We start from the raw sequence: 10,713 nt of genomic DNA, 5'->3' as shown, positions 1-10,713 counted from the left end.
ACGAACGATCAATCGCTTCAAGCAGTTTCGACGGATTGCCACCCGCTATGAAAAACGGGCAGAGAATTATCTTGCCATGCTCTCCATTGCTGCAATTCTCCTTTGGCTCTAGGTTTTAAAACACGCCCTAGGTTTTGCTGACTAACTTATGCGCTAATTCTCCCTATTCAGGAGCGATCTAGGCAACTCGTGTACTATTTAAATTGAGCTTTGCCAATTTTGAATTAGCAGGCCAGTCAAGCTAAGGGTTTCAACGCCGAGGGTTGCGATCGCCCTCCCGGACTTGGATGGGCTGAAAGGCAGAAAAGGGATATTTATGTCATGGGATGACGGCGGTTGCGATCGCTCTCCCGGACTTGGATGGGCTGAAAGTCGTTATAAAAAATGCACCGATCTCTACGTTTTAATTGAACTTTCAAATATACAGGTCTAGAAGCATTTCATTCTGTCCTTAACAGCTCTAGAAAGGGAGGATTATTCGTATAGAACGCAGACAAGTTAGGAGTTTTAACGATTTTGAGAATAGATATTGTTTTCAAAATCCAGATGGGTTGAAAGGAGTGCTGCGATCGCACCTCACTTAGTATTGAGTTGTAGGTTGCACTAGCTTAAGTATAAATCTGTCCAAAATTTGGACATTAATTCTTTAAACAGGAATTTTGAGGGGGTCAATTGCCTGCTAGAGGCTGAAATCCCCAAAACTCGTAAAATTGGACATTAATTCTTTAAAGATGACAAATAATTCTTTAAAGGACAAATGGAGAATAGGGGATTCGAACCCCTGACCTCTGCGGTGCGATCGCAGCACTCTACCAACTGAGCTAATTCCCCAATAGCGCTCGGCTATTATAACAAGAAACTTAAACAAGCTCTAGAGAGATTGCTGATGAAATCGGGGTTAGAGAGATGCGGCTTGACTCAAGTTTGGTTGAGCATACAGTTCCTGAACTCGGTCCAGCTCTAAGTCAGATAGGTAGTCTACAGCCCAGTTTGCTTGCCGTTGCATCATATGAAACGGATAAGTATTAGCGACTCCTACAACAGACATTCCCGCTCGCTTCGCCGCCTGAATTCCTGCGGGAGTATCCTCGATCGCGAGACATTCAGAAGGTTGCAGATCCAGCTCCGGATATTGTTGATTGAGCCGTTCCACGGCTAAAAGATAACCGTCAGGTTCAGGTTTGCTTGCCGTAATCTCATCACCCGCCACGATCGCGCTGAAGTATGGAGCCAGTTGGCTCTTCTGCAAAACCAACTCGATTTCAGCCTGTAAGGCTCCACTGACAACCGCAAGTTTGAGTTGCGCTGCTCGCAGGTTAAACATCAAGTCGGCTAAGCCTGGATAAAGCGGCAGTTTTTCTAGTGTTTCTAGATGGCGTTGGTAGGCACGAGCTTTGCGAACCATTAAGTCCATTAGATAGGGTTCTGTGACGACTCGGCCCCGACTGTTTAACAGCTCACTTAAACAAGCGCGATCGCTGCGTCCTAAGCAGGCACGACTAAACTCTCCAGGGCCGAGCCGTAGATTTTCCTCAATCAGCAGTTGCTCAATCAGCTGCTCATGAACCGCCTCATCGTTGATGATGACACCATTAAAATCAAACAGAACCGCCTTTAAAACCATACTTAGCTTACTCAAATGCGGGAGCTGGACACCCTGTGTCAGGGACAGCAGAGTCATCAATCCTAACAGAGTTGGGATGGGGTCTAGCAGATTCAGGATCGTGCCCCGGAAGCGGTTTAATTCCCCAAGTGATTTGGTGTATCCACCACAGCTCTTGAGTTTGTACCGCGCCAAACCCCGCCGCCCCCATCCAGGCATCCACACTTCCAGTGGCATAAGCTTGCATATAGGGTTCTTCAAAGATTTGGGTCAACCATTCAGTTTGCCGCAAGGTGTTTTGGCTACCATCCAGAATCAAAACTTCTCCGCCAGGTTTGAGGAGCCGAGCCGCTTCCTGCAAAATGGCTCGTGAAATGGTCGGCGGAGTTTCATGAAACAGCAGCGAAGCGGTGACTAGATCGAAAGAGCCATCTAGCAAGCCTGTTTGCTCAGCATTGGCATGAATAAACTTGATATTTAGCCCAGCCTGCTGCGCTTTGTAGTCGGCCATCACCAGCATGTAGGGCGAAAAATCCAAGCCAATGACTTCAGCTTCTGGAAATGTTTGTTTGAGCAGTAAAGTTGTTGAGCCCGTCCCACAACCTAAGTCTAAGATGCGTCTGGGTTTGCCTTGCACAGTGGCGATCGCCGCTTGCCGAATCAAGGTTTCGTTGGGCAGCAAGACATACTGAGTGATCGGGTCATAAGAGACCGCCGCTCGGGGATTTAAATAGCCTTTTTCAACCCCATGAAAATTTTGAGTGCTGTAGTAGGCGGGATAAACCAGGGTGGGGTTGCGGAAGCGATCGCTTTGCGTTTCCCAATCGATGCTGCGATAAAACTGCTCTAAACCGTCACGATCAATAAACAACTGTAGAACAGGCGACAAAAATCGCTCAAAAATTGTATCCTTCCGAACTGCCATAGGAAGCTACCTAATAGGGTTCTTGCCAGCCGCCACAACCAAAAGGTAGGACCGCCTTAGTAACATTCTACTTTTATGAAGTTTAATGAATTAACTCGCGTCATGCCACCGCTCACATCTCAGCTTCTTACCAAGTGAGCAATAAACCTAACTCAGCCCTAGCCCAGAACTGCTAAGGATGCCTCTAGGGAGCGATCCTGAGAAAAGCCTATTTTTGCTACGGTCTTGACGGTGCAGTTAGAGTGTGCCCCTAAACAGCAGTACTAGACAGCAATTGGGCACTCTCTAACAAATGTGCAAGCTCCTAAAATTCCCAAGAACTAGCCATGCCTGCCCTCTTACCTGCCAACGAAGCAGAAAGGTTTGAAAGTCTGCTTCAGTACGCCATCCTGGATACTGAGGCTGAGGAATCCTTTGATGAACTCTGTCGCTTGGCTGCCTACATTTGTCAAACTCCTATCGCCTTGATCAGCCTGTCTGACAGTAACCGTCAATGGTTCAAAGCAAAGGTTGGCTTAGATGCTACAGAAGTCCCACGAGACGTTGCCTTTTGTAGCCATGCTGTTTTGCAATACGACATGTTTGTGGTGCCTGATACCCTCGCTGACGAACGCTTCGCAACCAATCCGCTGGTAGTCGCTGATCCTCATATCCGATTTTATGCTGGTTCTCCTTTGCTCACTGCCAAGGGGCATGCCTTAGGCACTCTCTGCACCCTCGATCGCGTACCTAGGCAACTCAGCCAAGAGCAGTTGACAGCACTGCAATCGTTGGGCAATCAAGTCATGAGGCAACTGGAATTACGGCGCAATTTGGGGGCTTTAGCTCGAATTACACGCAAACGGCAAGAGGCAGAAGCGGCTCTATGGCAAAGTCGAGAGCAACTCCGAAATTTGGTTGAGCAAATCAATGATTGGGTTTGGGAAGCGGATATTAAGGCTGTTTTTTCTTACGTTAGTCCCAAAGTTTCTGCCATTTTAGGTTACGAACCCAATGAGGTGATTGGCAAAACCCTGGACCAGTTTATGCTTGAGGACGAAGCCAAGCGCTACACAACCTTAATCAGTTATTTCACAGCTCAACAAACGCCCTTTACTCAGCTAGAAACCACTCTAGTCCACAAAAATGGTCGGCTTGTGGTTTGCGAGAGTAGTGCTTCCCCAATCTTTGGTCAGCAAAACCAATTGGAAGGTTACCGGGGTGTGACTCGCGACATTACCGAACGCAAGCAAGCAGAACAACAAATTCGTAAAGCCCTGACGAAAGAAAAAGAACTAAGTGAACTTAAATCCCGCTTTATTAACACAGCCTCGCACGAATTTCGGACCCCACTCACTACCATCTTGGCCTCTGCTGAAGGCTTAGAACACTACAGCCATAAATGGTCTGATGAAAAAAAGCTGACTTATCTCCACCGCATTCAATCAACAGTGCACCATCTCAATGGGCTTTTAAATGATGTTTTACTGATTGGCAAATCTACTGCAGGCAAGCTGGAGTATCAGCCAACGCCTCTAGATTTAGAAAAATTTTGCTATGAATTGGTGGAGGAAGTTCAGCTCAGTAGTCCTAATCACTTGATCAACTTTGTCAGTGATGGTTTGTGTCATTCAGCCTGTATGGATGAGAAGTTAGTGCGGCATATCTTGATTAACTTGCTATCAAACGCGGTTAAATATTCTCCCACAGGAGGTCAAGTCAATTTTCAGCTTTCTTGTCAAGATAGAATGGCTGCTTTCCAAGTTCAAGACTCAGGAATAGGAATTCCTCAGCAAGACCAAAAATGTTTGTTTGAATCTTTTCACCGAGCCACAAATGTAGGCAATATTCCAGGAACTGGCTTAGGGCTATCCATCGTCAAGCAAGCTGTAGAAACGCACAGGGGCACTGTTTCGGTTAATAGTACGGTTGGGCTAGGTACCACATTTACAGTGCTGCTACCACTTACTAAAGAGTAATAAAAAGGATAACAAACTATGAAAAAGATTTTAGTAATTGAAGATGAGCGAGATGTGCGAGATGTCATTCTGGACATCTTGGATGCAGAAGAATTTGATGCACTTGGAGCAGAAAATGGTTTGGTTGGAGTGCAGTTGGCCCAAGAAAAAGCCCCGGATCTGATCATTTGTGATGTGATGATGCCTGAACTGGATGGATTGGGTGTTTTGGCGGCATTGCGAAAGCACCCTGAAACAGCAGCGATCCCATTTGTGTTTTTGACGGCTAAAGCTAGTAAAGATGATTTTCGCCAAGGGATGGAACTGGGGGCCGATGATTATCTGACCAAGCCATTCACGCGATCGCAGTTGCTCAAGACGATTTCTACTCGCCTGGAAAAGCAAGCAGTGGTAGATGAGAGAGTGCAGCAAAAACTTGAGGATGTACGCAGCACGATTACTCTGGCTCTACCTCATGAATTAATTACTCCTTTGAATGCGATCGCAGGCTTGTCGAGTGTGCTAATGAACGAGTGCAGCTTGATGGAGCAAGCTGAAATTGTGGAGGTAGCAGAAGATATTTACAACTCCACACAAACTCTGCATCGGTTGGTGCAAAACTTTCTTTTATATGCTCAGTTGGAGCTATTAGTTAAAAGTCCAGAACGAATCAAGGCTCTCCGTAAAGGCATCACTCATTCTGTCAGTATGCTAGTTAGCGATTGGGTGACGCAAAAGGCCCAAGAGATGAATCGAGCCACTGATTTACAGTTAGAACTGAAGGACGCAGTGGTTCAGGTTCCACAAGCCAAACTGAAAAAAATAGTAGATGAACTGGTTGACAATGCTTGTAAGTTCTCGCCCTCAGGGACTCCCATACGAATTCTTAGTAGATGCAATGAGCATACGTTTATTCTCTATGTAATTGATCAGGGTCGAGGGATGACTCCAGAACAAATTGAGAATGTTGGCGCTTACGTACAATTTGAGCGCAAACTGTATGAGCAACAAGGTTCAGGGCTAGGGCTAGCCATTGCCAAACGCCTAGCAGAATTGCAGGGTGGAGAACTGGGGATCGAGAGTATTCCCGGTAAACAAACGACTGTGCGAGTCGTTCTACCTTTGGCACAAGACTAGGGCCAGTGTTGAGGCAACTTTTCGATAGATAACAGCCAAAGTCGGGGTCCTTCCTTAGCTAGACGATATTTAATCCCCTACTTGACTACAGTAAAAGAACTAAAACTAGTAATCTTTTTTACTGAAATATTAAGCGTTTTATGATTACCCAAGATATTATTCTGCTATTGCAAACCACGGCCACCCACTTACTTCATCAGCGCTCCGAAATAAGCTGCTCGAACCTCCCCTGCCATTGTGATCACCCAGGGCAAAAACTTCGGTGTGAGGAATGCCCCTATCTAGAAGCCTGCTTATCGCGCTCTAAACTTAGAGGCAGAACCTAGTCGTCTGCACTACATCAAGCTATGCACCGAGACTGTCCTTGGGGTAGATGCCATCGGGCACCTTACTCAGCTACTTTCTTCAATAACTTCAAAAACTGTTGACCTTGTTTGAAGGCGAAGAGGAGCAGAGTGAATGTAGCAAAAGCCAAATTGACTTTCGGGAAGTTTGGTTGCAAGAACTGGCATTGAATTGGCATTGAAATCGACTTCAAAATTGAGTTATTAAGTTAAAGACGGGCTTCAATTTGTTTTAGCAAACACAACAGTCTTGCTTAGTTGTATCTAAAATCATTAGATGCAATTTAGCTATTTTTGCCTCCACTAATTTTTACCCCCACTAAAATTTTCAGTTTATGTATCTAGCGCTTTGGCCGGGAAAAGTTTATCCCCTCGGTTCTTATTGGGATGGAAAAGGTACCAACTTTGCCTTGTTCTCAGAAAACGCCACAGGAGTGGAGTTGTGCTTATTCGATCGCGATGACAAGGAAACTCGAATCCATCTGACCGAAGTGAGCAACTTCGTTTGGCACGGGTATATCCCTGGCATTGGTCCTGGTCAACGTTATGGCTTCCGAGTTCACGGTCCTTATTCTCCTCATGAAGGGCACCGCTTTAACCCCAACAAACTGTTGCTCGACCCTTATGCTAAGGCGATCGATGGTGACATCGGCAACGGACCCGAATTATTTGGCTACTCTTGGGAGTCTCCAGAAGCTGACCTCTCTTTCTCTGAGTTAGACAGCGCGCATTTAATCCCCAAATCAGTCGTTGTTGATGAATCTTTTGACTGGGAAGGCGATCGCCTGCTCCGAACTCCCTGGCATGAAACCATTATTTATGAAACACATGTCAAGGGTTTTACGAAACTGCATCCCGATATCCCAGAAGAGTTGCGTGGTACCTATGCTGGCATGGCTCACCCAGCCGCGATCGAGCATTTGCAGCGATTGGGCATTAGCGCAGTTGAGTTGATGCCTGTGCATCATTTTCTGTCGTATCCCGGTCACTTAGCAGATAAGGGTCTCAAGAACTACTGGGGCTACGACTCAGTCAACTACTTCGCTCCCCACTCTGGCTACAGCGCTGGTGGCAGTACAGGGCAGCAACTAAATGAGTTCAAGGAGATGGTGAAAGCGCTGCACCGCGCTGGGATTGAGGTAATCTTGGATGTGGTTTACAACCACACCGGAGAAGGAAATCATCTTGGCCCAACCCTATCCTTGCGTGGCATTGATAACAGCGTCTACTACCGCTTAGTAGATGATGATAAGCGCTACTACATGGACTTCACAGGTTGCGGTAACTCCCTGCATGTAGGTCAACCCCAAGTGCTGAAGCTGATCATGGATAGCTTGCGCTACTGGGTGTTGGAGATGCATGTGGACGGTTTCCGCTTTGATCTAGCATCTGCTTTGGCGAGAGAACTGTATGAAGTGAATAGCCTAGCTGCCTTCTTCGATATTATTCACCAAGATCCAGTCTTAGCTGATGTGAAGCTGATTGCAGAGCCTTGGGATATTGGGGATGGTGGCTACCAGGTGGGTAACTTCCCTGTCCTCTGGTCTGAGTGGAACGGCAAATATCGTGATACGGTGCGGGATTTCTGGCGCGGAGAAGACAGTATTTTAGGGGAATTCGCCTACCGCTTAACTGGCAGCCCTGATCTCTATTTTCAGTTCAATGGCCGCCGTCCCAATGCCAGCATCAACTTTATCACTGCTCATGACGGTTTTTCGCTCAACGATTTGGTGAGCTACAACGAAAAGCACAATGAAGCCAACGGCGAGAACAGTCAAGACGGGGAGAGCCATAACCGTTCTTGGAACTGTGGCGCGGAGGGAGAAACAGATGATCCTGAAGTATTACAGTTACGAGAACAGCAACGGCGAAATTTCTTGTTGACGCTGATGCTCTCCCAAGGCATTCCGATGATGTTGGCAGGAGATGAGTTAGGTCGAACCCAGCAAGGAAACAACAATGCCTATTGCCAAGACAGCGAAATTTCTTGGATCAACTGGGACTTGCAAGAAAAGAACGAAAATCTTTTGGACTTTGCTCGCGAGTTGATCTACTTCCGACGACAGCATCCAGTCTTCCGGCGACGCAAGTGGTTCCAAGGACAGGCCATTCACGGAACTGGCGTCAGTGATATCGTCTGGTTCAACCCGGATGGTACTGAGACAAGTGATGAGCAATGGGAGATTGGTTACGCTAAGGCGATCGGAGTATTCTTAGATGGTCGCCAGATCCCCAGTCCAGGCCCGCAAGGACAACGAATCAGTGATGACAGTTTCATCCTGTTCTTCAATGCTCACTACGAAATGATTGAGTTTGCCTTGCCTGAGGCCTTTAGGCAAAAACAGTGGCAGTTGACAATTGACACCAAGGAACCACGCTTCATTCAAGAGGAAATTATCTTTAATGGAGAGCAGATGATCCCCGTCAACGCGCGCTCTAGTGTCGTTCTCCGCCTCTTGGGATAGTCTTTAGTCGCTGAACTGGAAAGCAACCTCCAAAACAACCAACGAAGCGATCGCCTAAGTCCATTACTAGCGATCGCTTTTTTGTGGCTTGCTCAAGAATTGCGATCGCTGCTTGAGGCTACTTCTGTTTTAGGCGTTGCTCAGCGGCTTGCAAATGTCTTTGAACCTCACTTGCTCCAGGGAAGATCTGCAAGGCTTGCTGGAACTGCCGAATAGCTGCGGTTAAGTTACCTTGCTGCTCGAAGATCAGCCCCAAGCCATCATGGGCGATCGCTTTGGAGTAAGAGTCTTTAGCGACCTTCAGGGCTGCTTCATACACTGCGATCGCTTCTGTAAACTGCTGCTCTAAACGTAGGATTTCCCCTAACCACAGACGCGGTAAAATTTCTGTGGGTGCAAGCGCAATCATCTGGCGATAAGTGGCAACTGCTTCGCTCCGACGATTCTGGGATTTTTGTAGTTCCGCGAAATGATGAAGTACTTGGAAGTTGCTCGGATCAAGTTGAATGGCCTCCTGATAAAGAGCAAAAGCTGCATCGACTTGATCCTGTAGAACGAGTATTCTATCTAGCTTTTCGTAACTGGAAGCAATTTGATCAGGAGATGCTTGAGTCGTTCGCTGTAACTTGATCAAACGGCGGTAAAGTGGCGTGGCTGCGGCGAATTGCTTCTGCTCAGCTAGAACATCACCTAAGTAGCGATGCAGGGGCACACTCTCCGGATAGCGCTTTAGAAGTTCTCGATAGAAAGCGATCGCAGTTTCTAATTTGTTTTGGCGTCTTAAGCTCTCTTCAAAGCCGTTAATAGCAACATCAAAGTAATTAGAATCAGCTTCTAGCGTGATGGCTTGGCGATAAGCAGCTTCTGCCTCTGACCAGCGCTGCAAATCCATGCTCAGAAGGTTGGCTAGCTCCAAGTGAGCTTCTGCGTAGTTCTGATTCAGCTCAATAGCACGGCGGTACTGCTTGACTGCGATCTCTAGCTTTCCCTGCTGCCGATAGGTACGCCCCAAACCGACATAGGTGGCTGGGTCGTCGGGAACCATTTGCAGCAACAGTTGGTAAACAGCGATCGCAGCTTGATCATTGCCAAAATCTTGAAATTGATTGGCGATGGCGCTCAGGTCAGTATAGAAAGGACGATAGTTAGGTGCTAGGGTTACAGCTTGGCGATAAGCCACGACTGCTTCTTCTGTAGATTTAAGTGCAGTAGGCCCGTTTTGCAAAAGTGCATCGCCTAATGACTTGTAGGCAAGCGCTAGTTTGGGATTGAGGGCAATGGCGCGACGATAAGCTGCGATTGCTTGCGTAGTTTTTCCTTCCCGAGACAGCAGCAGACCTAAGCCATAATAATCTGCGGCATTGCTAGGACTTTTCTCGCTGTCTTGCAAAGCATTGCCGAGTTCTTCATAGGGTCTGATCAGTAATGGATCAAGGGCGATCGCTTTGCGGTAGTTGACAATAGCTTCCTCTAACTTGCCTTGGTCATGAAGGATGATACCAATACCGTAATGACCAGTTGCTTCCTGAGGCTCTACTTCTACACTTTTACGGAAAGCTGCCATCGCCTCATCTAGCTGCTTTTGCCTGTAGAACAAATTGGCTAAGTTGTTGTAAGCTGTCCCATTCTTGGGGTTAAGTTGAATCGCTTGGCGATAACTGGCGATCGCCGCATCTATTTGTTTGTCAGCTTCAAGAGTATCCGCTAAATTTGTATGCACAATGGCATCTTTAGGATTCAGCTTGAGCGACTGGCGGAAGGCGGCGATCGCCTCTTCTGCTTGGTTTTGGTCGGCTAAGGCCACTCCCAGGTTGTTGTAAGCTGTGGCGTTTTGCGGATCGATCTTCAAGACTTGGCGGTGAGTTGCGATCGCCTCCGCCAATCTGCCCTGATCACGTAAGACTGCTCCTAGGCTAGTGTAAGCATTTATCAGCTTAGGGTTGAGCTGAATTGCTTGACGATAAGCGGCAACTGCCTGGTTAAACTGTTTTTGGTCATAAAGTGCGTCACCCAAATTCAGGTGAGCATCAGCATCACTGGGTTGCTGCTGAATTACTTGCCGCCAAATTCGTTCCGCTTCAAGGTACTGCTTGGCTTCCTGGGCTGCTTCTCCTTGCTTAAACAGTTGCTCCAGCGAAGGAGCCGCGATCGCCACATGAGGCGTAGCGGTTAGCAACAAAGACAACAGCAATCCGCTGAGCTTGGGCAGTCTGTTCATGGATCTCAAATTTCGTCACGGTGTCAGAATAGCTACATCCGTAACTTCGGCAATTTTGGAGACTGACAAGTTAAATTTTCAGAA

At 47.2% G+C, this 10,713-nt stretch carries 6 protein-coding genes, 1 tRNA gene and 1 pseudogene; 4 read left to right on the top strand and 4 right to left on the bottom strand.

The window, feature by feature from the left end; all coding sequences use genetic code 11:
* Nucleotides 1-112: pseudogene (locus NDA01_RS25110) on the top strand (IS5-like element ISMra2 family transposase); the annotation flags it as partial.
* A gap of 646 nt (nt 113-758) precedes the next feature.
* On the opposite strand, the gene NDA01_RS25105 reads toward NDA01_RS25110, so the two are convergent.
* The 3 genes from NDA01_RS25105 to NDA01_RS25095 form a co-directional block, all read right to left on the bottom strand.
* A tRNA-Ala gene (locus NDA01_RS25105) sits at nt 759-831 on the bottom strand.
* Between the two features lie 67 nt (nt 832-898).
* Complete coding sequence (locus tag NDA01_RS25100) at nt 899-1,624, bottom strand: HAD family hydrolase (RefSeq protein WP_348230136.1); 726 nt, start codon at nt 1,622-1,624, stop codon at nt 899-901.
* 7 nt (nt 1,625-1,631) lie between these two features.
* Nucleotides 1,632-2,528 carry a class I SAM-dependent methyltransferase gene (locus tag NDA01_RS25095; protein ID WP_348230135.1) on the bottom strand — a complete coding sequence of 299 codons (897 nt, stop codon included), beginning with the start codon at nt 2,526-2,528 and terminating at the stop codon, nt 1,632-1,634.
* Nucleotides 2,529-2,854: 326 nt separating this feature from the next.
* Here NDA01_RS25095 and NDA01_RS25090 point away from each other — a divergent pair, with 326 nt between their 5' ends.
* The 3 genes from NDA01_RS25090 to glgX all read left to right on the top strand — a co-directional run bounded on the left by NDA01_RS25090 (nt 2,855) and on the right by glgX (nt 8,411).
* On the top strand, nt 2,855-4,486 hold the full coding sequence (locus NDA01_RS25090; protein WP_348230134.1) for a sensor histidine kinase: 1,632 nt from the start codon (nt 2,855-2,857) through the stop codon (nt 4,484-4,486).
* A gap of 18 nt (nt 4,487-4,504) precedes the next feature.
* On the top strand, nt 4,505-5,602 hold the full coding sequence (locus NDA01_RS25085) for a hybrid sensor histidine kinase/response regulator (RefSeq protein WP_348230133.1): 1,098 nt from the start codon (nt 4,505-4,507) through the stop codon (nt 5,600-5,602).
* Nucleotides 5,603-6,281: 679 nt separating this feature from the next.
* Nucleotides 6,282-8,411, top strand: coding sequence for a glycogen debranching protein GlgX (glgX, locus tag NDA01_RS25080; RefSeq protein ID WP_190549934.1), 2,130 nt, complete (start codon nt 6,282-6,284; stop codon nt 8,409-8,411).
* Nucleotides 8,412-8,529: 118 nt separating this feature from the next.
* On the opposite strand, the gene NDA01_RS25075 is transcribed toward glgX, so the two are convergent.
* Nucleotides 8,530-10,629 (bottom strand): tetratricopeptide repeat protein, encoded by a 2,100-nt coding sequence (locus NDA01_RS25075; protein WP_348230132.1) that lies wholly within the window; start codon nt 10,627-10,629, stop codon nt 8,530-8,532.
* Nucleotides 10,630-10,713 lie beyond the last annotated feature (84 nt).

Source organism: Trichocoleus desertorum AS-A10 (genome assembly GCF_039962155.1).
Taxonomy (GTDB): Bacteria; Cyanobacteriota; Cyanobacteriia; order FACHB-46; family FACHB-46; genus Trichocoleus.
The sequence above is the reverse complement of the archived record's forward strand: the minus strand, read 5'-3'. Positions and strand labels throughout refer to the sequence as shown.

What these genes read in the sequence shown, in the direction of transcription:
- NDA01_RS25100 (WP_348230136.1), bottom strand. Translation starts at nt 1,624, where the DNA reads ATGGTTTTAAAGGCGGTTCTGTTTGATTTTAATGGTGTCATCATCAAC.
- NDA01_RS25095 (WP_348230135.1), bottom strand. Translation starts at nt 2,528, where the DNA reads ATGGCAGTTCGGAAGGATACAATTTTTGAGCGATTTTTGTCGCCTGTT.
- NDA01_RS25090 (WP_348230134.1), top strand. Translation starts at nt 2,855, where the DNA reads ATGCCTGCCCTCTTACCTGCCAACGAAGCAGAAAGGTTTGAAAGTCTG.
- NDA01_RS25085 (WP_348230133.1), top strand. Translation starts at nt 4,505, where the DNA reads ATGAAAAAGATTTTAGTAATTGAAGATGAGCGAGATGTGCGAGATGTC.
- glgX (WP_190549934.1), top strand. Translation starts at nt 6,282, where the DNA reads ATGTATCTAGCGCTTTGGCCGGGAAAAGTTTATCCCCTCGGTTCTTAT.
- NDA01_RS25075 (WP_348230132.1), bottom strand. Translation starts at nt 10,629, where the DNA reads ATGAACAGACTGCCCAAGCTCAGCGGATTGCTGTTGTCTTTGTTGCTA.